This window comes from Paraburkholderia phosphatilytica, assembly GCF_003443895.1.
Lineage (GTDB): Bacteria > Pseudomonadota > Gammaproteobacteria > Burkholderiales > Burkholderiaceae > Paraburkholderia > Paraburkholderia phosphatilytica.
In genome coordinates, this window is the sequence record NZ_QQOA01000011.1 from 55,522 (window position 1) to 78,613 (window position 23,092).

The 23,092-nt window shown below is 66.4% G+C and carries 19 protein-coding genes; 15 read left to right on the forward strand and 4 right to left on the reverse strand.

All coding sequences use genetic code 11. The features are described 5' to 3' along the window. Positions 1 to 203: 203 nt before the first annotated feature. The 7 genes from oxc (at position 204) to DVS29_RS14045 (ending at position 8,333) form a co-directional block, all read left to right on the forward strand. Positions 204 to 1,955: an oxalyl-CoA decarboxylase gene (gene oxc, locus DVS29_RS14015; protein ID WP_118181072.1), complete on the forward strand. Its 1,752-nt coding sequence runs from the start codon at positions 204 to 206 to the stop codon at positions 1,953 to 1,955. Between the two features lie 37 nt (positions 1,956 to 1,992). Then, positions 1,993 to 3,246: a formyl-CoA transferase gene (frc, locus tag DVS29_RS14020; protein WP_118181073.1), complete on the forward strand. Its 1,254-nt coding sequence runs from the start codon at positions 1,993 to 1,995 to the stop codon at positions 3,244 to 3,246. A 241-nt stretch (positions 3,247 to 3,487) separates the two neighbouring features. Further along, positions 3,488 to 3,916 (forward strand): PAS domain S-box protein, encoded by a 429-nt coding sequence (locus DVS29_RS14025; protein WP_118181074.1) that lies wholly within the window; start codon positions 3,488 to 3,490, stop codon positions 3,914 to 3,916. A 204-nt stretch (positions 3,917 to 4,120) separates the two neighbouring features. Next, a complete protein-coding gene (locus DVS29_RS14030) occupies positions 4,121 to 4,978 on the forward strand; it encodes a fumarylacetoacetate hydrolase family protein (protein WP_118181075.1) in 858 nt (285 codons plus the stop codon). Between the two features lie 54 nt (positions 4,979 to 5,032). Beyond that, on the forward strand, positions 5,033 to 6,640 hold the full coding sequence (locus tag DVS29_RS14035; RefSeq protein ID WP_118181076.1) for a Re/Si-specific NAD(P)(+) transhydrogenase subunit alpha: 1,608 nt from the start codon (positions 5,033 to 5,035) through the stop codon (positions 6,638 to 6,640). Between the two features lies 1 nt (position 6,641). Next, positions 6,642 to 8,033: a Re/Si-specific NAD(P)(+) transhydrogenase subunit beta gene (gene pntB, locus DVS29_RS14040; protein ID WP_118181077.1), complete on the forward strand. Its 1,392-nt coding sequence runs from the start codon at positions 6,642 to 6,644 to the stop codon at positions 8,031 to 8,033. Positions 8,034 to 8,090: 57 nt separating this feature from the next. Next, complete coding sequence (locus DVS29_RS14045) at positions 8,091 to 8,333, forward strand: hypothetical protein (RefSeq protein WP_118181078.1); 243 nt, start codon at positions 8,091 to 8,093, stop codon at positions 8,331 to 8,333. 90 nt (positions 8,334 to 8,423) lie between these two features. Here DVS29_RS14045 and DVS29_RS14050 read toward each other — a convergent pair whose 3' ends face one another. Next, positions 8,424 to 9,326, reverse strand: a complete 903-nt coding sequence (locus DVS29_RS14050; protein WP_118181079.1) for a LysR family transcriptional regulator — start codon at positions 9,324 to 9,326, stop codon at positions 8,424 to 8,426. 538 nt (positions 9,327 to 9,864) lie between these two features. Beyond that, positions 9,865 to 10,182, reverse strand: coding sequence for a hypothetical protein (locus DVS29_RS14055; RefSeq protein WP_124800635.1), 318 nt, complete (start codon positions 10,180 to 10,182; stop codon positions 9,865 to 9,867). Here DVS29_RS14055 and DVS29_RS14060 point away from each other — a divergent pair. Both DVS29_RS14060 and DVS29_RS14065 read left to right on the forward strand, forming a co-directional pair. Then, positions 10,136 to 11,125: a glycoside hydrolase 5 family protein gene (locus DVS29_RS14060; RefSeq protein WP_124800636.1), complete on the forward strand. Its 990-nt coding sequence runs from the start codon at positions 10,136 to 10,138 to the stop codon at positions 11,123 to 11,125. The genes DVS29_RS14055 and DVS29_RS14060 overlap by 47 nt on opposite strands. Before the next feature lie 276 nt (positions 11,126 to 11,401). Further along, complete coding sequence (locus DVS29_RS14065; protein WP_118181082.1) at positions 11,402 to 12,169, forward strand: glycosyltransferase family 2 protein; 768 nt, start codon at positions 11,402 to 11,404, stop codon at positions 12,167 to 12,169. Between the two features lie 3 nt (positions 12,170 to 12,172). On the opposite strand, the gene DVS29_RS14070 is transcribed toward DVS29_RS14065, so the two are convergent. Continuing rightward, on the reverse strand, positions 12,173 to 13,195 hold the full coding sequence (locus DVS29_RS14070) for a lysylphosphatidylglycerol synthase transmembrane domain-containing protein (RefSeq protein WP_164707907.1): 1,023 nt from the start codon (positions 13,193 to 13,195) through the stop codon (positions 12,173 to 12,175). Positions 13,196 to 13,622: 427 nt separating this feature from the next. Between DVS29_RS14070 and DVS29_RS14075 the strand changes: the two genes are divergently transcribed. The 5 genes from DVS29_RS14075 to DVS29_RS37300 all read left to right on the forward strand — a co-directional run bounded on the left by DVS29_RS14075 (position 13,623) and on the right by DVS29_RS37300 (position 20,024). After that, entirely contained in the window at positions 13,623 to 16,916 is a 3,294-nt protein-coding gene (locus tag DVS29_RS14075; protein WP_118181084.1) for a response regulator, read from the forward strand. Between the two features lie 15 nt (positions 16,917 to 16,931). Next, entirely contained in the window at positions 16,932 to 17,804 is an 873-nt protein-coding gene (locus tag DVS29_RS14080) for a CheR family methyltransferase (RefSeq protein ID WP_118181085.1), read from the forward strand. A gap of 15 nt (positions 17,805 to 17,819) precedes the next feature. Then, positions 17,820 to 18,500 carry a chemotaxis protein CheB gene (locus tag DVS29_RS14085; RefSeq protein WP_240655590.1) on the forward strand — a complete coding sequence of 227 codons (681 nt, stop codon included), beginning with the start codon at positions 17,820 to 17,822 and terminating at the stop codon, positions 18,498 to 18,500. After that, positions 18,497 to 19,627: a hybrid sensor histidine kinase/response regulator gene (locus DVS29_RS14090; protein ID WP_118181087.1), complete on the forward strand. Its 1,131-nt coding sequence runs from the start codon at positions 18,497 to 18,499 to the stop codon at positions 19,625 to 19,627. The genes DVS29_RS14085 and DVS29_RS14090 overlap by 4 nt, the downstream gene beginning before the upstream one ends. 253 nt (positions 19,628 to 19,880) lie before the next feature. Beyond that, positions 19,881 to 20,024: a hypothetical protein gene (locus DVS29_RS37300; protein WP_164707908.1), complete on the forward strand. Its 144-nt coding sequence runs from the start codon at positions 19,881 to 19,883 to the stop codon at positions 20,022 to 20,024. 60 nt (positions 20,025 to 20,084) lie between these two features. On the opposite strand, the gene DVS29_RS14095 is transcribed toward DVS29_RS37300, so the two are convergent. Next, complete coding sequence (locus DVS29_RS14095) at positions 20,085 to 21,236, reverse strand: hypothetical protein (protein ID WP_240655592.1); 1,152 nt, start codon at positions 21,234 to 21,236, stop codon at positions 20,085 to 20,087. Between the two features lie 449 nt (positions 21,237 to 21,685). Between DVS29_RS14095 and DVS29_RS14100 the strand changes: the two genes are divergently transcribed. Then, on the forward strand, positions 21,686 to 23,083 hold the full coding sequence (locus DVS29_RS14100; RefSeq protein WP_118181088.1) for a TIGR00366 family protein: 1,398 nt from the start codon (positions 21,686 to 21,688) through the stop codon (positions 23,081 to 23,083). Positions 23,084 to 23,092: the final 9 nt, after the last annotated feature.

Consider the following 23,092-nt stretch of genomic DNA (forward strand, 5'->3'; position numbering starts at 1 on the left):
AAACGACAAGAACAACGCAGTAGCAAGACGAAGTTTGTGCTGCAAAGCGTCATGAAACAGGGCCGCAAAAGCCGTTGAAAAAGTAACGTGTGTGATATACGGTATATCAGCGGTCGAACTGAAGTGACTCGCGATGCAGGTTCCGGGGCGACAGCCGACGCAAGACGCGCCCCCAACAGTGATAACGATCTGGAGATTGATGCATGTCCACCGCCGAAATCGCGCGCCCTGACCTGAACACGGCCGACGCAACCCAGCAGGCCCCCGCCACGACCGATGGCTTCCACCTCGTCGTCGATGCGTTGAAGCTCAACGACATCGATACGATCTTCGGCCTCGTCGGGATTCCGATCACCGATCTCGCGCGTCTCGCGCAGGCCGAGGGCATGCGCTTCATCGGCTTCCGTCACGAGCAGAACGCGGGCAACGCCGCCGCCGTGCACGGCTACATGACGCAGAAACCGGGCATCTGCCTGACGGTGTCCGCACCGGGCTTCCTGAACGGCCTGACGGCGCTCGCGAACGCGACCACCAACTGCTTCCCGATGATCCTGATCAGCGGCTCGAGCGAGCGCGAGATCGTCGACCTGCAGCAGGGCGACTACGAAGAGATGGATCAGCTGAACGCCGCGAAGCCGTACGCGAAGGCCGCGTACCGCGTGCTGCACGCGGAAGACATCGGTATCGGCATCGCGCGCGCGATTCGCGCTGCCGTGTCGGGCCGCCCGGGCGGCGTGTATCTCGACCTGCCGGCGAAGCTGCTCGCGCAGACCATCGACGCGCAGAAGGGTCGCGAGTCGCTCATCAAGGTGGTCGACGCCGCGCCGCGCCAGCTGCCGTCGCCGGATTCGGTGCAGCGCGCACTCGACGTGATCCGCGGCGCGAAGCGTCCGCTGATCCTGCTCGGCAAGGGCGCCGCCTACGCGCAGGCCGACGCGCAGATCCGCGCGCTGGTGGAGAAGAGCGGGATTCCGTATCTGCCGATGTCGATGGCGAAGGGCCTGCTGCCCGACACGCATCCGCAGTGCGCGTCCGCCGCGCGTTCGTTCGTGCTGCAGGAATCGGACTGCGTGGTGCTGATCGGCGCGCGCCTGAACTGGCTGCTCGCGCACGGCAAGGGCAAGACGTGGGGCAAGGATCCGAAGCGCTTCGTGCAGATCGACATCGCGCCGACCGAGATCGACAGCAACGTCGCGATCGAGGCGCCAGTGATCGGCGACATCGGTTCGTGCGTGTCGGCGCTCGTCGCGGGCATCGGCGCGGGCTTCCCGACGCCGTCGGCGGAATGGCTCGGCGCGGTGAACGAACGCAAGAACACGAACCAGCAGAAGATGGCCGCGACGCTCGCGAAGAACCCGTCGCCGATGAACTTCCACAGCGCGCTGCGCGCGATCCGCGACGTGCTGAAGACGCGTCCCGACATCAATGTCGTCAACGAAGGCGCGAATACGCTCGACTACGCGCGCAGCATCATCGACATGTACCAGCCGCGCAAGCGTTTCGATTCCGGCACGTGGGGAATCATGGGCATCGGCATGGGCTTCGCGATCGGCGCGGCGGTGACGAGCGGCACGCAGGTCGTGGCCATCGAAGGCGATAGCGCGTTCGGCTTCTCCGGCATGGAACTGGAAACGATCTGCCGCTACGACCTGCCGGTCTGCACGATCGTGTTCAACAACAACGGCGTGTATCGCGGCACCGACGTGAACCCGACGGGCGGCAAGGAAGTCGCGCCGACCGTGTTCGTGAAGAACGCGCGCTACGACAAGATGATCGAGGCGTTCGGCGGCATCGGCTTCAACGCGAGCACGCCGGAAGAACTCACGGAAGCCCTGCAGGAAGCGATCCGCTCGGGCAAGCCGACCCTGATCAATGCCGTCATCGACGAATCGGCCGGCACGGAAAGCGGCCGGCTCACCAATCTGAATCCGCAAAGCGCGGCCATGAAAAAGTAACGCTACCCAGGCTACCAGGCTAATCAGGAGAACTCAAGTGAGCAACAAACCACTCGAAGGCATCAAGATCATCGACTTCACGCACGTCCAGGCCGGCCCCGCATGCACGCAGATGCTTGCATGGTTCGGCGCGGACGTGATCAAGGTGGAACGCCCGGGGTCCGGCGACGTGACGCGCAACCAGCTGCGCGACATCCCCGATGCCGACGCGCTCTACTTCACGATGCTGAACAGCAACAAGCGGTCGCTGACGCTCGACACGAAGAAGCCGGAAGGCAAGGAAGTGCTCGAGAAGCTGATCCGCGAATCGGACGTGCTGGTCGAAAACTTCGGCCCGGGCGCGCTCGACCGGATGGGCTTCACGTGGGATTACATCCGCGACCTGAACCCGAAGATGATCGTCGCGTCGGTGAAGGGCTTTAGCGACGGCCACCACTACGACGACCTGAAGGTGTACGAGAACGTCGCGCAATGCGCGGGCGGCGCGGCTTCCACGACCGGCTTCTGGGACGGCCCGCCGACCATCAGCGCGGCCGCGCTCGGCGACAGCAACACCGGCATGCACCTGGCAATCGGCATCCTGACCGCGATCATCGGCCGGCAGCAGACGGGCCGCGGCCAGCGCGTCGCCGTCTCGATGCAGGACAGCGTGATCAACCTGTGCCGCGTGAAGCTGCGCGACCAGCAGCGTCTCGACCGCGTCGGCTACCTGGAAGAGTATCCGCAGTATCCGCACGGCACGTTCAGCGACGTGGTGCCGCGCGGCGGCAATGCGGGCGGTGGCGGCCAGCCGGGCTGGGTGCTCAAGTGCAAGGGCTGGGAAACGGATCCGAACGCGTACATCTACTTCACGATCCAGGGCCATGCATGGGAGCCGATCTGCCACGCGATCGGCAAGCCGGAGTGGGTCACCGATCCGAACTACATGACGGCTCAGGCGCGCCAGCCGCACATCTTCGATATCTTCAACACGATCGAAGCGTGGCTTGCCGACAAGACGAAGTTCGAGGCAGTCGACATCCTGCGCAAGTTCGACATTCCGTGCGCGCCGGTGCTGACGATGAAGGAAATTGCCGAAGACGAATCGCTGCGCAAGAGCGGCACCATCGTCGAAGTGCCGCACAAGGCGCGCGGCACGTATCTGACGGTGGGCAGCCCGATCAAGTTCTCGGAACTGAAGCCGGAAATCACAGGTTCGCCGCTGCTCGGCGAGCACACGGACGAAGTGCTGGCGGAGCTGGGTTATAGCAGCGAACAGATTGCCAGCATGCACGAAGCGCGCGCAGTTTAAAGCGCAACCGCAGTAAAGTAGCAACGCACCAAAGCAGCAACGCACCAAAGCAGCAACGCAGCAACGCAGCAACGCAGTACCGCCGTCGCGCAGCCGCTGCGACCGCCGCCCGATCTCTCGCAGCAGCCGGGCGGCGGCGCGTTTCTCGGCCTGCGCGCGGCGCACCTGGCGTCTTCAGCCCACGCCGTGCGCAGTACCCGTACCCACCCGGCGCCAGCCATCCGGACGACGACACGACATCATGACTACCCCAATCGACTACGAACAACTCGTCAACGCGATCGGCGATGCCGTCGTGATTTCGGATGCGAACGGCGCGATCACGCTGTGGAACCCGGCCGCGGAGCGCCTGTTCGGCTTCACGCAGGAAGAAGCGCTCGGGCAGTCGCTCGACCTGATCATTCCCGAGCGGCTGCGTGGCCGCCATTGGGATGGCTATCACAAGACCATGGCGACGGGCGAGACCCGTTATGGCCACGATCTCCTCAAAGTGCCTGCCGTCGACAAGGCAGGCCGCGCGATGTCGATCGCGTTTACCGTCGCGCTCTTGCGCTCGCCGCAAGGCGAAGTGACGGGCATCGTCGCGATCATCCGCGACGAGACGAGCCGTTTCGCCGAAGACCGTGCGCTGCGCAAGCGCGTCACGGAGCTGGAGGCGCGTCTCACCTGAAGGACCGCGTTCGCGGCCGCGCCCGCGCTGACCGACCACGAGAAAACAGGATTCCGGACCTTGCGCGGCTCTGCGCGCGCAAGGCGGAGGCGGCTGCGCCTGCAGCCCCGCAAGCCCGCTGCCGCATCGGATGCGATGCCATGCAGCGAGGCGGGGGCGGCGCGTCCGCGTGTCAGGTATCGGGTTGACGAAGAGGGAATCATCATGAGCTTGTGGATCCGCTATACGACCGGCCGCGACGGCCAGTATCGCGCCGGTTTCGGCGTGCTGGAAAACGGCGGCATCGCCGAATACGAAGGCGACATGTTCGATGCGCCGCGCGCCACCGGCCGCGTGATCGCGTTCGACGACGTGACGCCGCTCTCGCCGTGCGTGCCGAGCCGCATCGTCGCGCTCTGGAATAATTTTCACGCGCTGTCCGCGAAGCTCGGCAAGGCGCTGCCGAAGCACCCGCTGTTTCTGATCAAGCCGTCGACGTCGCTTGCCGGACCCGGCGACATCGTCCAGCGCCCCGCGAGCTACGAAGGCAAGATCGTCTACGAAGGCGAACTCGGCATCGTGATCGGCAAGCGCTGCAGCAACGTGAGCGTCGAAGACGCCGCGAACTACGTGTTCGGCTACACGTGCGTGAACGACGTGACCGCCGCCGATCTGCTGTTCGAGGACGCGAACTTCGCACAGTGGTGCCGCGCGAAAGGCTACGACACGTTCGGCTGCATCGGACCCGCGATCGCGACCGAGTTCGACTGGCGCAACACCCACGTCGTGACGACGCTCGATGGCGTCGAACGGCAGAACTATCCGCTCGCCGACATGGCGTTCCCGCCGCTCGAGCAGGTGAGCCGCATCTCTCGCGACATGACGCTTTTGCCCGGCGACGTGATCGCCTGCGGCACGTCGCTCGGCGTCGGCTCGATGCGCGATGGCGCGACGGTCGCGGTGTCGATCGAAGGGATCGGCACGCTGACCAACCGCTTGTCCGACGCGAAGGCCGAGCCGCGCGTGCAGTCGCTCGTCAATACGCCTGCGGGATCGCTCGCGACGGCGGACGACGCACGCTGAGCCGGGTCATGCGCCACGCCGCACAGAATCCACCACACTAGAGCCAGACTCGCCATGACCATGATGATTGGAGTGCCCCGGGAGCGATACCCGGGAGAGCGTCGTGTTGCCTTGACGCCTGAAACGACCGCACATCTGCTGAAGCTCGGCTTTGCCGTGACCGTCGAATCGCGCGCGGGCGAACGCGCCGCGTTCAGCGACGACGCGTACCGCGCAGCCGGCGCGCAGATCGCCGCGGATACCAAAGCGCTGTACGCAACGGCGGACCTCGTCGTGAAAGTGCGCGCCCCGGCCGCCGACGAAACGCTCGACGAGATCGAGCTGCTGCGCGAAGGCACGACGCTCGTCAGCTTCATCTGGCCCGCGCAGAACGCCGCGCTGTTGCAGCGGCTTGCGCAGCGCAACGTCACCGTGCTCGCGATGGACTGCGTGCCGCGCATCTCGCGCGCGCAGAAGCTCGACGCGCTGAGCTCGATGGCGAACATGGCCGGCTATCGCGCGGTGATCGAGGCCGCGCATCAGTTCGGCCGCGGCTTCATGGGGCAGATCACGGCCGCCGGCAAGATCGCGCCGGCGAAGGTGATGGTGATCGGCGCGGGTGTGGCGGGGCTTGCCGCGATCGGCGCCGCGCGCAGCCTCGGCGCGATCGTGCGCGCGTTCGATACGCGGCCCGAAGTGCGTCAGCAGGTGGAAAGCATGGGCGCGGAATTCCTCGCGCTCGACTTCGAGGAAGACGGCAGCGGCGCGGGCGGCTACGCGAAGGAGATGAGCCCGGCGTTCATCGAGGCGGAGATGGCGCTCTTCCTGGCGCAGGCGAAGGAAGTCGACGTGATCGTGACGACCGCGCTGATTCCCGGCAAGCCGGCGCCGAAGCTGATTACCGCGGAGATGGTGCGGAGCATGCGCCAGGGGAGCGTGATCGTCGACATGGCTGCGGAGCAGGGCGGTAACTGCGAGCTCACGCAGCCGGGCGTCGCCGCGAACGTGGAGGGCGTGACGATCGTCGGCTATACGGACCTCGCGTCGCGGATGGCCACGCAGTCGAGCCAGCTCTACGGCACCAACGTGCGGCATCTGCTGACCGATCTCACGCCGCAGAAGGATGGCGAGATTGTCGTGAATCTCGACGACCAGGTGATCAACGGCGTGACCGTGATCCGCAACGGCGAACTTCGATGGCCACCGGCGAAGCCGCCCGTCGCGCCGAGCCCGCCGGTTGCGGCGGCATCGGCAGCAGCGAAGCCTTCGGCAACGCACGGCGCCGGCGCCGGCGTCAGCGCGGAAGCCGCCGCAGCGCAGAAACGCAAAGCCGCATCGCTCGGCTTCGTCGGTCTCGCGATCGCCGCCGTGCTGATCGCGGCGCTCGGCGCGGTCGCGCCGCCCGCGTTCGTCGCGCACTTCACCGTGTTCGTGCTGGCGATCTTCATCGGCTACCAGGTGGTGTGGAACGTGACGCCGGCGCTGCACACGCCGCTGATGAGCGTGACCAACGCGATCAGCGGCATCATCGTGACCGGCGCGCTGCTGCAGCTCGGCGCGCCCGGCACGCTCGTCGCGGTGCTCGCGGGGCTTGCGCTGCTGATCGCGACGGTCAACATCGCCGGCGGCTTCCTCGTGACGCAGCGAATGCTCAATATGTTCCAGCGCGGCCAGGGAGACTGACATGCAAAGCGGAATCAGCAGCATGGCGTATCTCGTCGCCAGCGCACTCTTCATCCTGAGCCTGCGAGGGCTCAGCCATCCCGCCACCGCGCGGCGCGGCAACCTCTACGGCGTGTCCGGCATGGCGATCGCGATCGTCACGACGCTGTGGGTAGCGGGCGGCGCCGCGCTGCCCGTCGTGCTCGCGCTGATGGTGATCGGCGTCGTCGCGGGCGCGGTGCTGGCGCGGCGGGTGGAGATGACGCAGATGCCGCAGCTCGTCGCGGCGTTGCACAGCTTCGTCGGTCTCGCGGCGGTGCTGGTGGCGATCGCGAGCTACCTGTCGCCGCTCGCGGCGCCGGGCGGCGCGGCGGAATCGATCCACGACGTCGAGATCTACCTCGGCGTGTTCATCGGCGCGGTGACGTTCACCGGCTCGATCGTCGCGTTCCTGAAGCTGCAGGGCGTGGTGGGCGGCAAGCCGCTGATGCTGCCGATGCGGCATACGCTGAATCTCGTCGGCGTGTTCGCGTGCATCGCGCTCGGCTATCTGTTCCTCACCGCGAACGACCCGGGCGCCGGCATCGGGCCGTTGCTCACGATGACCGCGATCGCCGCGCTGCTCGGCGTGCATCTGGTGATGGCGATCGGCGGCGCGGACATGCCGGTGGTCGTGTCGATGCTGAACAGCTACTCGGGCTGGGCCGCGGCCGCAACCGGCTTCATGCTCGGCAACGACCTGTTGATCGTGACCGGCGCGCTGGTCGGATCGAGCGGCGCGATTCTCAGCTACATCATGTGCCGCGCGATGAACCGCAGTTTTCTGTCGGTGATTCTCGGCGGCTTCGGCACCACCGCGGCGTCCACTGCGATGGCGATCGAAGGCGAAGTGCTGCCGGTGTCGGTCGATGAAGTCGGTTCGCTGCTGAAGGACGCGTCGCAGGTGATCATCGTGCCGGGCTACGGGATGGCGGTCGCGCAGGCGCAGGCGGCGATCAGCGAGATCACGCGCAAGCTGCGCGATAAGGGCGTGAAGGTGCGCTTCGGCATTCACCCGGTGGCGGGGCGGCTGCCTGGCCATATGAACGTGCTGCTCGCGGAAGCGAAGGTGCCGTACGACATCGTGCTCGAGATGGACGAGATCAACGAGGACTTCAGCGATACCGACGTGGTGCTCGTGATCGGCGCGAACGACATCGTGAATCCGGCCGCCCTCGAAGATCCGGGCAGCCCGATCGCGGGCATGCCGGTGCTCGAGGTGTGGAAGGCGCGCACCGTAATCGTGTCGAAGCGCAGCATGGCGAGCGGCTATGCGGGCGTCGACAACCCGCTCTTCTACAAAGAGAACACGCGGATGCTGTTCGGCGACGCGAAGAGCAGCGTCGACGCACTGCTCGCGCAGCTGAGCGCCTGACGGTTAGCGCTGGTCAGCGAACCCGCGAATCCGCGAACCATTCGGCCGGAGACTAAGATGCACATCGAAACGCTTGGGCAATATCAACTCGTGCTGTCGGCGATGCAGTCGATCCAGAACGGCGGCTGGACCGCGTATGCGTCGGTGCGCTCGCTCGCGGCCGCCGCGGGGGATGACGCCGATATCCTGCCGTATCAGCGCATCGGCAACGACACGCTGTTCGCGAGCGAAGCGGCGGCGATCGCGGGCGCGCGCAGCGTCGCGCTGGAAGTGATCGCGCCGGGGATGCGTACGCAATGAGCGCATGCAATGAGCGCATGCGATAAGCGCACGCAGTAGCGCACGAAAGGACGCGCCGCCTCGCTCGCGCGGGCGGCGCGCCGCGGCAGGCTACAGGTCTGGATTGCGCTCCGCGAGCGACACCACCCAGTCCGTGAACGCGCGCACGCGCGAGCTCATGTTCTGCCGGTGCGGATACAGAATGGACAGCGGCGTGGACGGAATCTCGTAGCCCTGCAGGATTTCGCGCAGCGCGCCCTGTTCGATCAGGTCGGCCACCATGTAGCGCGACGGCTGGATGATGCCGTAGCCGAGCGCGCCGGCGCTGATGTAGGTCGAGCCGTCGTTGACCGCCAGCGTGCTTTCCATCTGCACCTTCACCGTCTCGCCGTTCACGATGTATTCGAACGGGAACGTGCGGCCGGTGCGCGACGACACGTAGTTCACCGCGCGATGCGCGTGCAGGTCGTCGAGCGTTTCCGGCGTGCCGTACTGATCGAGATACGCGGGCGACGCGCAGGTGACGATGCGCGAGTTGCCGATCCGCCGCGCGACGAGGCTCGATTCCTCGAGCATGCCCATGCGGATCACGCAGTCCACGCCGTCGGAGATCAGGTCGATGTTGCGGTCTGCGAGACCGAGGCGCACGTCGATCTGCGGATACTGCTCGTAGAACTCGCCGAGCGCGGGCAGCAGCAGCGCTTTCGCGAGCGTGCCGGAGGTGTCGACGCGGACCGTGCCGGTCGGGTTCTGCCGCTTGTTCGACAGCGACGTGTCGGCGTCGGCGATCTCCGCGAGGATCTTCAGGCAGCGCTCGTAGTAGAGCGCGCCGTCCTCCGTCACGCTGACCGAGCGTGTGGTGCGGTTCAACAGACGCACGCCGACGTGCTGCTCGAGCGCCTGCACGAGGTTGCTGACCGAGCCGCGCGGCATGTCCAGCACTTCCGCCGCCTTCGAAAAGCTGTTGCTCTCCACCACACGCGTAAAGACTTCCATTGCCTGAAGCCGGTCCATGCAGGGACTCCTCGTGAGAAGCGTTGGATTGATGGCGCGACGGCGCCCGAAGTCACGCTTCGGGGGGCGCACGCGCCTGCGATCAGCCGCATGGTCGCCATTATGGCGTTTTGCGGGAGCGCCGCGCCCGCAATCATACGAAGGTTGCCGGCCGGCGCGCCCGTCTGGATCGCAACGATCGACCGCGCAACCGTTGCGGTAACGCTTTCCGCTCGAACGCGCGTTTCAAGCGCACATCGCGCGCCACGTGGATTCTTGCGCGCAAATCTTCCCTAAAGAAAGTCCCTGGGGTGCCGTTGTACAGGCGCACATCGGAACACCTTGCCTGCTCCATCAGCGAAAACAGCGCCTGAATCCCGATCGAAATCCGGACCTCACAGCCGGTTTCGCATCGCTGCTCCGCGCGCCCCTCTGATTTTTTCCTGACCCGTCATGCGCTGCTGGATGCAGCGAGCCGATGCGGACAGGACTCCCGTCTGCAATCGAACATGCGTCACCCTGCCAACTCTGCGCCTGGAATTTCGTCTGGCACATCGTCTCACCTTGTGCAGCGAAATAACCCGCGAAACAGCCAGCACCACGACGTGTCGCAGCCGCGCCGCAGGTTTCTCGCGGGCCTGCTGATGGGCGCGGGCAGCCTCGCGCTCGCGGCATGCGGCGGTGGCGGCGGCGGCGCGAGCACGACGACCAGCACGACCACGCAGTCGACTGCCAGCACCGGCACGAGCGGCAACACCTCCAGCACCTCGGCGACGGCCTCGACCAGTTCCACCGCCACGCCCACGACGTCCTCCACCGCAACGACCAGCGTGACGACGAGTTCCACCGGCACGACGTCGTCGGGATCGTCGGGCACCGGCAGTACATCGTCGAGCACGACGGCGACGGCGCTCTTCTACGGCATGAACGGCCATCCGTTCCAGGGCGGCGCGTATTCGTCGCAGACGCCGGCCCAGCAGATCGCGGCGCTCGCGGACCTGGGCGTCACGGTGTACCGCCTGGATCTGTACGGCACGACGGCCGAGGCCGACACCGTGCTCGCGTATGCGCTGGCCGGTGTGGCAAGCGGCGTGACGATCCTGCCGTGCTTCGCGATGAACCAGCCGATGTTCACGACGTCGGAGCAGGACAACTACAACTGGGCGTTCCAGTGCGGCGTCAACATCGCGACGGTGCTGAGCGCTTACTGCCCGATCTACGAGATCGGCAACGAGATCGACCAGTATTGCGCGACGGGCGTCGGCGAAACGGCGAGTTCGTACAACAACACCAGCTTCCAGCTCGTGCGCGGCCTGTTGCGCGGCGCGGCGGCCGGCATCCTGTCGGTGCAGCCGAACGCGAAGATCATCCGCGGCGGCTGCATCACCACGGACATCGGTTTCAACAACATGCTGTGGAACGGCACGCAGCCGGACGGCACGTCCGGCCATCCGGTGCTGAAGTGGGATTACACGGGCTGGCACTGGTACGAGACGAGCGGTGACATCGTGACGGCTTACGACGGCACGTCGACGTCGCTCAACGTGCTGCAGAACCTGCAGCAGTACGGCGTGCCGGTGTGGCTCACCGAAGTCGGCTTCAACGCCGCCGATTCCGATCAGGGCGCGGCGTACATCCAGAGTGTGCTGACCGAATACCTCGCGGGTCGGACGACGTACAACATCGCGGGCGTGTGTTTCTACGAGCTGTACGATCTGGTAGCCGAGGGCGCTGACTACGGACTCATCGCCAGCGATGGCGTGACGAAGAAGCTCGGCTATACGGCTTTCAAGAATTTCACGACCGCTCATCCGGTGTGAACCACGGCATAAGCCACGGCCGGAACCCTGCCTGAATCAGCGGGCCTTGCTGCCCGCCTGTTACTCGCCTGTCGCGCGTTGCGACCCTCCGTAACGCGCCGCAATTTTCCGCGCGGGCGCTTCACCGGCCTGAACACGACACCGCCACGTTTCTCTGCTAGCGTTGCCGCACGCTTCGAAGGCCGGGCCCGGCGGATGCGGCATGCGCGATGGACCATGCGCGCCTCCCCGCGCGCCGGTTTTGATCGCCCCACATCCGTTTTCGCGCGCCACGCCATGCCGATATCGTCTGCTGCACAGTTCGATCGTCCCCGGGTTTCCTGCATCATCTGCGCATACAACGAGGCGCCGCGCATCGGCGCGGTGCTCGCCGTCGCGGCCGCGCATCCGCTGCTCGACGAGGTGATCGTCGTCGACGACGGCTCGACCGACGGCACCGCCGACGTGGTGCGCCGTTTTCCCGGCGTGCGCCTGATCGTCTGCGAGACGAACCGCGGCAAGAGCGCGGCGATGGCGACGGGCATCGAAGCGTCGTCGAACGACTGGCTGATGCTGCTCGATGCGGACCTGAAAGGGCTGCTGCCCGAGCACATCGGCGCGCTCGCGGCGCCGGTGTTCAACGGTAGCGCGGCCGTCAGCATCAGCCTGCGGCAGAACAGCCTGATGCTGTTCCGCGCGATCGGTCTCGACTTCGTGTCGGGCGAGCGGGTCGTGAAGAAGGCGCTGCTTGCCGAAGCGCTCGACGAGATGCATGGGCTGCCGCGCTTCGGTGTGGAGATGTTCATGAACCGGCGGATCATCGAGCGCCGGCTGCCGATCGCGGTGACCCACTGGCTCGATGTGACGCAGGCCCGCAAGACCGAAAAACTCGGCTACTGGCGCGGCGTGCGCGCCGAGTGGCGGATGATCGCGGACCTGATGAAGGCCACCTATCCGCTCGCGTTGATTTCGCAGACGCTGCGCCTGATGGTGCTGCGCGTCGACCATCCCGGCCGCGCGCCGTTCGCCGTGCGGATGCGCAAGCCGCGCGATCACCTGGTGTGATGTTCAGCGTGACGATCCGTGCTTCGCGCGCGGCCTGGTAGCGACCGCGGCAAAACCGATAGCGCCGAGCAGCAGCGGGACATAGAGCGTCGCGAAGCGCCACAGCACGAGCGCCGTGCCCATCGTCGCGCGCGGTACCCACGGCGCGAACGCCGCCGCAAGCCCCAGATCGCCGCCACCGCCGCCCGCCGGCACGCCCGTCCACAGCGCGGCGTGCAGCACGACCGCCTGTACCGCGAGCACGAAGCCGACCGGGAGCCGGTAGCCCAGTTCGAGCAGCGCGAACCACAGCGCGCCATAGCGCAGCAGCCACTGCACGGTGGTGAGCACGAGCAGCGCGGCGACGCGTTCCGGCGGCGCGCCAAGCAGCGACTTCCATTGTTCGACCACGTGTTGCCTGAAGCGCGCCCATTGCGCGCGCCGCGACCTCAGCCACACGACCCGCAGGCTCAGCGCATCCAGCGCCCTGAGCGCCGGGCGCCGTACCGACCACGCGAGCGCCGCGGCGAGCACGAGACCGCCAAGCGTCCAGTACACCGCGACGGGATTTACCGCGGGAATCACCTGCGTCAGCGAGCGGATTGCGAACACGATGCCGACCGGAATCGCCACGCCGAAGAACATCAGATCGAGCGCCTGATCTGCACTGACGACCGTCGTCGCGGTCGCCCACGATGCCCCTTCGCGCTGCAGCAGCCCGATATTCGCGCCATAGCCGGCCGCGCCGAGCGGCGACACCAGAAACGCGAAGTCGGTGACGAAGGTGATCGCGGCCGTGCGGGTATAGCGCAGCCGCAGGCCGAGCGCGCCCTGCAGCAGCTGGAGCTTGCCTGCCTTCGCGAGTCCGCTGACGAGCGCGGTCAGCGCGAGGACCGCGAAGACCGCGGCATGAACCTTGCTGAGGCCGGCGAGCACATCGTGGCTGCCGAGCAGGAACGGCACGCCGAGCGCGAGGCCGACGCCGGCCAGCGCGAGCATCGCGGCGGTGTGCCGGACCCGGTTGCCGGTCACGCGGGGCGCGCGCATGGGCGACGTCGGGCGGAGCGGGGCGGTCGAAGCCGTGAGGGCATGGGCAGGCTCGAAGTCGGTTGAGGGCGGTGGCCGGCGCATCTGGCTGCACACCGGGCGTGCTGAGCCGGAAAGCCGGCGACGAACCAACCCGCCATGCTGACACCGTTCGGCGACGGCATCGTGTCAGCCGCGCGCGTTGGTTGCATTGGGTTACATCGGCGAAGAATACGCCAGCGGCGCGGCATGGGGACGAACGAACCACACACGATGGCAACAACGCGAGGAGACATGGCAGCAATGGCAGGAACACGCCGCGCGCCCGCTGCCTGGTACCGGCGAGACTTCCGCGCACCCGCCGCTTGCTGTAAGTTACGGTTCTCCCTGCCGGCACGCTGGCGCGCCGCGGCCCGGGAGCATTCAACCAGACAGTCCGCATAACATCATGAAGGCTGCTACAGAGAACGACCAGACCGGAACACCGGCACGTGAAGGCATCCCGGAAAGCTGGCTCCTGATCGCGATCGCGGCGCTCACTGCGCTCGTGTTCGTGCTGGACTGCTTCACGCCGCTCGGCTTCGCCGTGTGGATCCTCTATCTCGCGCCGATCGCAATCGGCCTCCTTACACGCCGGCCGCTCGTGCCGCTGCTCGCGGCCGCGGTGGCGACCGTGTTCATGATTGCCGGCTTCTTCGTGTCCGGCAACGCGCACCTGCTGAATCACAACGTGGTGCTGTTCAACCGCGTGTTCGGTGTGGTGTCGCTGTGGTGCGTCGCGGGCGTCGGCACGATGTACATCCGCTCGCGGGTGGGTATGGACATCCTGGTGCGGCTGCAACGCGACGAAGCCCGCGTCACGCAGCGCACCCGCGGCATCCCGACGCCGCCCGCGCTCGGCGCGGCCGTGCTCGATGCGCTCGCGCCGCTCGTCGATGCGCAGATCGGCGCGCTCTACATGATCGACGAAGGCGCGCTGCAGCGCGTCGCGACGTGGGCGTTCCCCGATGCATCGACGGCGCCCGCAACGATCCCGCTCGGCGAAGGGCTTGTCGGCCAGGCGGTGAAGGACAACCGGCGGTTGTTGGTGGCCGGCACGTCGCACGCGTATCTGCGCATCAGTTCCGCGGTGCTCGATGGCGCGCCCGCGCAGGTGCTGATCGTGCCGCTCACGGCCGAGGGCGACGCGATCGGCGCGCTCGAACTCGGCTTCGTCGGACGTGGCCGCGCGCTCGATGAGGTCGAACGGCTGCTCGCGCGCGTTGCGGAGAACGTCGGCATGGCGCTGCGCAGCGCGCGCTACCGTGGCCGTCTCGAAGAGCTGCTCGCGCAGACCCAGCGCCAGAGCGACGAACTGCAGACGCAGCAGGAAGAACTGCGCGTGTCCAACGAAGAACTTGAGGAACGCGGCCGCATGCTGATGGATTCGCAGGCGCGGCTCGAGACGCAGCAGTCGGAGCTCGAAGAGACCAATGCGCAGCTCGAAGAACACTCGCAATGGCTCGAACGGCAGAAGTCGGACCTGGAGCGCGCGCAACGCGAACTCGGCATCAAGGCGGAGGAGCTCGAGCAGGCGAACCGCTACAAGTCGCAGTTCCTCGCGAACATGTCGCACGAGCTGCGCACGCCGCTCAACAGCTCGCTGATTCTCGCGAAGCTGCTGCAGGAGAACCGCACCGGCAATCTGTCCGCCGAACAGGTGCGCTATGCGGAGACGATCCACGCATCGAACAGCGACCTGCTCGCGCTGATCAACGACATCCTCGATCTGTCGAAGGTGGAGGCGGGGCAGGTGGACGTCGACATCGCACCGGTGCCGCTCGATGCGATGCTGCAGTCGTTGCGGCAGACGTTCGCGCCGGTCGCACGCGAGAAGGGCATCGGACTCGCCGTCGAGCGGATGCCGGGTGCGCCCGATAGCGTGGAAAGCGACGGCCAGAGGATCGTGCAGGTACTGCGCAATCTGCTGTCGAACGCGATCAAGTTCACGTCGCAGGGCGAGGTGCGGCTCACGGTATCGCGCGGCGACGAAGGTGTGCTGCGCATCGACGTGCGCGATTCCGGCATCGGCATCGCGCCCGACAAGCTCGATCTGATCTTCGAAGCGTTCCAGCAGGCCGACGGTACGACGAGCCGCAAATACGGCGGCAGCGGTCTCGGCCTGTCGATCTCGCGCGAGTTCGCGCATCTGCTGGGCGGCGAGATTACCGTCGCCAGCGAACTGGGCAAGGGCAGCGTATTCACGCTGACGCTGCCGGAACGACTCGAACGCGTTGCGCGCGGCGACGACACCGCCGATGCAGCAGCCGCAGCCGCAAAGCAGCCGGCCGCGCGAACGCTCGCCACGCCCGCGACGCAGCCGCTGCGCTCGTTCGCGGCGACGGTCAGCGCGGCGCGCGATCGCGCGATGGCGGCCGACGCGGCGAATGGCCGCGCGTCCGCGCGCGCGGGCAGCGACGAAGCCGATGGATACTCACCCGGGTCAGCACCGCACAGCCGCGCCGCCAACCCCGCGTTGCCGACGCGCACCGGCATTCCCGACGACCGCGACAACCGCACCCGCGGCGAGCGCCTGATTCTCGCGATCGAGGACGACACCGCATTCGCCGGCATCCTGCGCGATCTCGCGCACGAGATGGAATTCGACTTCGTGCATGCCGCCGATGCCGCGAGCGGTCTCGCGCTCGCGCGCGACCTGAACCCGGCCGCGGTGCTACTCGATGTTGGACTGCCGGACCAGTCGGGGCTCACGGTGCTCGAATGGCTGAAGAGCGATGGCCGCACGCGCCACATTCCAATCCATATCGTGTCGGTCGACGATCACGCGGAGAAGGCGCTGCACCTGGGCGCGATCGGCTACACGCTGAAACCCACCGCGCGCGAAACGCTCGCCGCCGCGATCGGCCGGCTCGAAGCGCGGCTCGAACAGCGGGTGCGGCGCGTACTCGTCGTCGAAGACGACGCCGCGATGCGCGAGAGCATCCGCGCGCTGCTGCATAGCGCGACGACCGAGATCGTTACCGCTGCCACGCTCGCCGAAGCGCTCACGGCGCTCGGGCAAAGCGACATCGATTGCGTGGTGACCGATCTCGCGCTGCCCGACGGCACCGGCTACGATCTGCTTGAACGGCTCGCGGCCGAGCCTTCGCACGCGGCGCTGCCGGTGATCGTCTACACCGGCCGCATGCTGTCGGACGATGAGGAGCAGCGGCTGCGGCGTTTTTCGAAATCGATCATCATCAAAGGCGCGAAGTCGCCCGAGCGTCTGCTCGACGAAGTGACGCTGTTCCTGCACAGCGTCGAGTCGCAGCTGCCGCCCGAGCAGCAGCGCATGCTGCAGGTGGCGCGGCAGCGCGACAATGCATTCGAAGGCCGCACGATCCTGCTCGCGGAAGACGACGTGCGCAACATCTTCGCGCTGTCGCATGTGCTGGAGCCGCTCGGCGCGACGCTGGAAATTGCGCGCAACGGCCGCGAGGCGCTGGACAAGCTGCAAGGCGAGACCAGGATCGACCTCGTACTGATGGATGTGATGATGCCCGAGATGGATGGCCTTGCCGCGATCCGCGAGATCCGCCGCGAGGCGAAGCTCGCGCAGCTGCCGGTGATCGCGCTGACCGCGAAAGCGATGGCCGACGATCGCCAGCGCTGCCTGCAGGCCGGCGCGGACGACTACATCGCGAAGCCCATCGACGTCGACAAGCTGATTTCGCTGTGCCGCGTGTGGTTGCGGCGCCGCTGAACGGATGCACTGCCCATGACCGATCAAGTCGTTCCGCCCGCCGTCCAGCTGCCGTCGCAGCTTCCGCATCCGCGGCTGTCAGACCATGAGATCGAGCTCAAGCTGCTGCTCGAGGCGATCCATCTGAAGTACCAGCACGATTTCCGTCATTACTCGGAGGCGTCGCTGCGGCGCCGGCTGGCACAGGCGCTGGAGGAGATGCACATCCCGACGCTGTCGCGTCTGCAGGAGCGCATCATTCACGACCCCAGCGCATTCGCACAGCTGTTTCGCTACCTCACCGTGCAGGTGAGCGAGATGTTCCGCGATCCTTCGTACTTTCTCGCGCTGCGCGAGCACGTGCTGCCCCGCCTCAAGACCTATCCGTCGATCAAGGTGTGGGTGGCCGGCTGCAGCAGCGGCGAAGAGCTGTGGTCGCTGAAGATCCTGTTCGAGGAAGAAGAGCTCGCGTCGCGCACGCTCTTCTACGCGACCGACATCAGCCCGGACGCGCTGCACAAGGCCGAGGCCGGCATCTACGCAGCGGATCGTCTCGCGGGCTTCTCGCAGAACTACCTCGCGGCGGGCGGCAAGCGTTCGCTGTCGGACTACTATCACGCGGCTTACGGCCGGGCGCGCTTCGCGGGGTCGCTGAAGGACCGCGTCGTATTCGCCGACCACAGCCTCGCGACCGACAGCGTGTTTCTCGAGGCGCATCTCGTGTCGTGCCGCAACGTGCTGATCTACTTCGACCGCTCGCTGCAGGACCGCGCGCTGCAACTGTTCTCGGGTGCGCTCGTGCGGCGCGGCTTTCTCGGGCTCGGTATCAAGGAGACCTTGCGCTTCTCGTCGCAGCGCGATGCGTTCGACGAGTTCCGCCCGGTCGAACGGATTTTCCAGAAGCGCTAGCGGAGCATCGTCGTGATGAATCTGTCCACTCTACGTGCAAGGCTGGGGGTCGATGCGCCGATGCCGCCGCCGCTGGCCGACGTGACGGATGCGCCCGGGGTCGAGTTCGGTAGTGCGCCCGGTGTCGTCGTGATCGGCGCGTCGGCGGGCGGCATCGAGGCGCTCGGCACGCTGTTGCCCGCACTGCCGCCGGATTTCGCGCTCGCGGTGCTGCTGGTCGTGCATCTGCGCAGCGACATTCCGAGCCTGCTCGCGCAGACGCTCGCGGTGCGCTGCCGTCTGCCGGTGCTCGAACCCGACGACAAGCAGCCGATCGATGCCGGTCACGTCTATGTCGCGCCGTCGGGGTATCACATGCTGGTCGAACCGACGTGCACGCTGTCGCTGTCCACCGAAGCGCCGGTGCGCTTCTCGCGTCCGTCGATCGACGTGCTGTTCGAATCCGCCGCGTGGGTGTACGGCGAACGCGTGCTCGGCGTGCTCCTGTCCGGCGCGAACGACGACGGCGCGCGCGGCCTCGAAGCCGTGCGTGCCGCGGGCGGCGTGGGCTGGGCGCAGCGCCCCGGCACCGCGCAGGCCCCTGAAATGCCGCGTGCCGCGATCGAGCGGCATGCGGTCGACGATGTGCTCGAACTTCCCGCGATGGCCGCGTGCCTCGCCCAACTCAGCCGCGCGCCGCGCGCACCGATGCCATGATCAACCAGCCCACCAACGTCCTGATCGTCGACGACATCGCGCACAACATCACCGCGCTTGAGGCTTCGCTCGCGCGCCCAGGGCTCGAACTGCGCGCGGCGCAGTCAGGCACGGAGGCGCTCGAAATCCTGCTGCAGCAGGAGGTCGCGGTCGCGATCCTCGACGTCAACATGCCGGGCATGGACGGTTTCGAGCTGGCCGAACTGATGCGCGGCAGCCCGCGCACGTCGCACGTGCCGATCATCTTTCTGACCGCGACCGCCGAGGACGTCACGCGCACCTTTCGCGGCTACGAAGCGGGCGCGGTGGACTTCCTGCACAAGCCGTTCGACGCGCGCATCCTGCGCTCGAAGGTCGACATCTTCGTGCAGCTGTACGAGCACAAGCGGCGTCTCGCCGAACAACTCGAAACCACGCGCGACGTGCTGAAGGCGAACGAGATGCTGATGGCTGTGCTCGGCCACGATCTGCGCACGCCGCTGTCGGCGGTGCTCGCGTCGTCGGAATACCTGACGCGCTTTCAGACCGACGAGAAGGTCGCGATGGTCGCGGACCGCATCAAGCGCAGTTCGACGCGCATGGTGCGGATGATCGACCAGCTGATGAATCTCGCGCGCGTGCAGGGTGGGCGGCTGAGGCTCAACCGCCGCTCGGTCGAACTGGCCGCGTTGTGCAAGAGCCTCGGCGACGAATTCGCATCGAGCACGGGCGTCGATCGCATTCGTCTGACGAGCGTCGGCGATTCGGTCGGCAACTGGGATGGCGATCTGCTTTCGCAGGCGCTGTCGAACCTGTTCGGCAATGCGCTGCATCACGGCGCCGCGGGTACGTCGGTCGATGTCGAGGTGGACGGCAGCGAGCGCGAATACGCGCTCGTGCGGGTGCGCAACGACGGCGTGATCGATCCGGCGATCCTGCCGGACATCTTCCTGCCGTTCCGCTCGGGCCGCGCCGCGGATGCCGAACGTGACGGTCTCGGCCTCGGGCTCTTCATCGTGCGCGAGATCGCGCACATGCATGGTGGACAGATCAATGTCAAATCCGTGCCGGAGAGCGGCACGACGTTCACGCTGTCGCTGCCGCGCGTGCAGATGCAGGAAGACAGCGGCGTGCAGTTCGGATCATGAGCGTTTGAAGCGTGCGTTGGGTGGTGTGTTGAGGAGAGCGATTCGCGAGGTGCGATGCCGCGTGAAGCGGCGTGAAACACATAGAGGGCGGGAACGGGGCTTGCACCCTGCATGATCGCCATCGTTACGAAAATCCCTTCAATCAGGGACTTTTTCGCTGGCTGTTACAGATACGTAACCAAGCGCGCGCCACAATCGGGTACATTGCGCACGCTTACCGCGTATTACGCCCAACGCCATCAGGAGCCCCAACATGAATCTGAAAGCCTTCGCTCGCATCGCTGCCGTGACCGCCTGCCTGTTCGCACTTGCTCCGTCCGCGTTCGCCGCGCATCAGGTCTGCCATCGCGAGTATCACCACCATCATCCGGTGCGCGTCTGCCACTGGGTGCATTAAGCCCGCGCACGATGCCGCGCCAGCTGGGCTGGCGCGGCCTTCTTTTTTTCGGTTGAGCGCTCAGCTCGCCGGAATCGTCACGATCGGTGCTTTCGAATCCTGCGTGGCCTGCGCGAGCGCGATCAGGTTCTGCAGCACCGTCATCGCATACTTCGAGTCGAAGTCTTCGGTCGTGATCCAGTACTCGTAGCCGTGATAGCCGACCGCCGCATACACGTCCGGCGGCGCCTTCTTGCCCACGTGCACGATCACCGTTGGCCGCGTTTCGCCGCCTATCAGCTTCACGGTCGGCGTGGTCGCGCCTTTCTGCACGTCTTCCGGCGGCACGTCGATCTGCGCGCCCAGGTTGCTCAGAATGCCGAGCACCGAGCGCGTCACCATCGTCACCTGCCTGCCGCCCGGCGCTGCGTCGCCATAGACCATCTCGTACTCGTTCGCGTTGGGCGCAAGATGCAGGAGACTGCGCACCTGCGTGAGATCGGCATTGCTCGCTTCCGCGTTGCCGTTCGAACTACCGCCCAGAATCATCGACACGTGGCCCACGTGATCGGGCGTCGTGCTGTACTTGAAGGTCAGTTCGCCCGCGAGTTGCAGCCGGCGCAGATCGCGCAGCAGTTCGAAGAAGCCAGGCGAGCCGTCCGCGAACGGTCCGCCGAGCGGCGCCTCGTTCTGCAGCCCGCCGATTGACTGCACGCCGAGCCGCAAGAGCAGATCGATCGGCACGCCGCTGTCGGCGAGCGGCAGCATCAACGTTGCGGGCAGTGGACGAATATAGGCCTGCGCATACGACTCGCCGGTGGTCGGGGTGAACGTGAAGGTTGGGTGATTCGAGTACGACACGTTGCCGCTTGCCTGCGCGAAATTCGGATCGGCGCCGGAACCCAGTTCGAGCGTTGGGCCGACCTGCGCGCCGAACGAATACGCCGCGATGATCTGGCTTACCGCGACGAACGAAGGCGAATCGCCGAAGCGCAAACCCACGATGGTCGCGAGCATCTCGCGTTTTTTTGCGTCGCCAAGTGCGCGCTCGTAGTCGACCTGATCGGCGCGCAACTGATGCGGGCCGAGGAACGAACAGCCCGAAGCACCGAGCAGGCAGAGCGCGGACGCGACGACGGCGGCGCGGCGCGCATGGCGTGCGGTGAAGCGGGTGAATGGCTGGAAGTGACGGGGAATGTGTGGGACATGAAGGGCGGCAGCGTTCATCAGCATTGCCGCTCCACGAAGCATGGCCGACCGGCCGCGAACGAATGCGACGAATCGCGCGTGCATGACGAGGTGGCGTCCGGTAACAGCGTGCCGCTCATGACATCTCCTTTCGAAAGACGGGACGGAACGCGCACGACACGACACACGGGCCGCGCCGATTCGCGCGCACTGCCCGGGGTAGCAATCGATGTGCCCCTTTTGCGAAGTGCGCCGCATTCGACAAGACTTGATGTGCTTTCAATCCGGTTGCGCCCGCTCGATGCATGACTTTGCGGCGTATATTCAAACGGAGGAGGCTGTGCTGCGGCCGCTTGCGCGCGGCTTGCGCCGAATGTTGCACCGGGTGGTTTCGCTGCAACAGGTGCGTAAATCCTGTATGTTTCGTCGCCTGCGGAGAGACCATCGAATGCGCCGGCGGGATAGCTGAAGCGCAGACGCGAAGAGAGACCACCATGACGACAAGAGACAGCAGTACTCCCACACCCACCCAGCCTCAAGCAACCCAGGGCCGGCGCGGCATCATCGCCGGGCTGGTGTACGTGTTCGAGCAGGTGATGCCCGATCCGTTCGTGCTGTCGATCGGGCTCACGCTCGTCGTCGCCGTGCTTGCGTTGATCCTTGCGCCGAAGGGCAATCTGTCGACGCTTCTCACGTCGTGGTACGGCGGCACGTTCAACATCCTCGGCTTCGCGCTGCAGATGATCCTGATTCTCGCGACCGGCTACGCGATCGCCGATGCACCGATCGTGCAGCGCGGCCTGCGCGCGCTCGCCGCGCGCGTGCAGACGCCGGCGCGCGCCGCGCTCGTCGTGTTCCCGATCGTCGCGATCGCGGCGTGGTTGAACTGGGGCCTCGGGCTGATCGTCGGCGCGCTGCTGTCACGTGAAATCGCGCGGCGCGTGAAGGTGGATTTCGCATGGCTCGTCGCCGGCAGCTATTCGGCCTGGTCGATCTGCAACAGCGGCTTGTCGAGTTCGATCGCGCTGTCGCAGGCATCGCACGGCAATGCGCTGAACCTCGTCGAGAAGGCGACCGGTCACGTCGTGCCGCTCGCCGATACGATATTCGCGCCGTTCGTGTTCGTGCCGACCGTCGCGGTGGTCGTGGTGATGACGGCGATCTTCATCTGGATGCATCCGAAGCCCGAGCACGTGCACGTATTCGCCGATCGCGGGGAGGAGTCTCCCGAAGCGTCGAGCGATCCGCATGCGCGCGAAGCGTCGGCTTCGTCGTTCGCGGCACGCATGGAGCGCTCGATGCTCGGCACGCTGCTGCTGCTCGCGCTCGGTATCGGCTATCTCGCGCTCACGTGGTCGACGAAGGGCTTCGAGCTCGACATCAACACGACGATCCTGATCTTCCTGCTCGTCGGTCTCGCATTGCAGCGCACGCCGATCGCGTATGCCGACGCGATCCGCCGCGCGTCGCGGCAGACTGGCTCGATGCTGCTGCAGTACCCGGTGTACGGCGGGATCATGGGCATCATGACCGGCACCGGCCTCGCGTCGATGATCGCGAAGACCTTCGTCGCAGTGGCCACGCCGCTGACGCTGCCGGTATGGAGCTATCTCAGTTCGCTGATCATCACGCTGCTGATTCCGAGCGCGGGCGGCCACTGGGCCGTGCAAGGTCCGTTCGTGCTGCCGGCCGCGCTGAGCCTGCACGCATCGGTGCCGCGCACCGCGATGGGCGTCGCGATGGCGGAGAACGTCGCGAACATGCTGCAGCCGTTCTGGGCCGTGCCGGTGGTCGCAATCGCGGGCATTCGCATCCAGCGCGTGATGGGCTATACGGCGGTGACCTTCGTCGTATCGCTGATCATCTACGCGCTCGCGCTGTGGCTCATCTGATGCCGATCT

Bases quoted from the DNA above. Each gene is read 5' to 3' on its own strand.
- DVS29_RS14090 (WP_118181087.1), top strand. From the start codon at position 18,497: ATGATCAACCAGCCCACCAACGTCCTGATCGTCGACGACATCGCGCAC.
- DVS29_RS14035 (WP_118181076.1), top strand. From the start codon at position 5,033: ATGACCATGATGATTGGAGTGCCCCGGGAGCGATACCCGGGAGAGCGT.
- DVS29_RS14100 (WP_118181088.1), top strand. From the start codon at position 21,686: ATGACGACAAGAGACAGCAGTACTCCCACACCCACCCAGCCTCAAGCA.
- oxc (WP_118181072.1), top strand. From the start codon at position 204: ATGTCCACCGCCGAAATCGCGCGCCCTGACCTGAACACGGCCGACGCA.
- pntB (WP_118181077.1), top strand. From the start codon at position 6,642: ATGCAAAGCGGAATCAGCAGCATGGCGTATCTCGTCGCCAGCGCACTC.
- DVS29_RS14065 (WP_118181082.1), top strand. From the start codon at position 11,402: ATGCCGATATCGTCTGCTGCACAGTTCGATCGTCCCCGGGTTTCCTGC.
- DVS29_RS14025 (WP_118181074.1), top strand. From the start codon at position 3,488: ATGACTACCCCAATCGACTACGAACAACTCGTCAACGCGATCGGCGAT.
- DVS29_RS14085 (WP_240655590.1), top strand. From the start codon at position 17,820: ATGAATCTGTCCACTCTACGTGCAAGGCTGGGGGTCGATGCGCCGATG.
- DVS29_RS37300 (WP_164707908.1), top strand. From the start codon at position 19,881: ATGAATCTGAAAGCCTTCGCTCGCATCGCTGCCGTGACCGCCTGCCTG.
- DVS29_RS14095 (WP_240655592.1), bottom strand. From the start codon at position 21,236: ATGCTGATGAACGCTGCCGCCCTTCATGTCCCACACATTCCCCGTCAC.
- DVS29_RS14030 (WP_118181075.1), top strand. From the start codon at position 4,121: ATGAGCTTGTGGATCCGCTATACGACCGGCCGCGACGGCCAGTATCGC.
- DVS29_RS14080 (WP_118181085.1), top strand. From the start codon at position 16,932: ATGACCGATCAAGTCGTTCCGCCCGCCGTCCAGCTGCCGTCGCAGCTT.
- DVS29_RS14050 (WP_118181079.1), bottom strand. From the start codon at position 9,326: ATGGACCGGCTTCAGGCAATGGAAGTCTTTACGCGTGTGGTGGAGAGC.
- DVS29_RS14045 (WP_118181078.1), top strand. From the start codon at position 8,091: ATGCACATCGAAACGCTTGGGCAATATCAACTCGTGCTGTCGGCGATG.
- DVS29_RS14075 (WP_118181084.1), top strand. From the start codon at position 13,623: ATGAAGGCTGCTACAGAGAACGACCAGACCGGAACACCGGCACGTGAA.
- DVS29_RS14070 (WP_164707907.1), bottom strand. From the start codon at position 13,195: ATGCGCGCGCCCCGCGTGACCGGCAACCGGGTCCGGCACACCGCCGCG.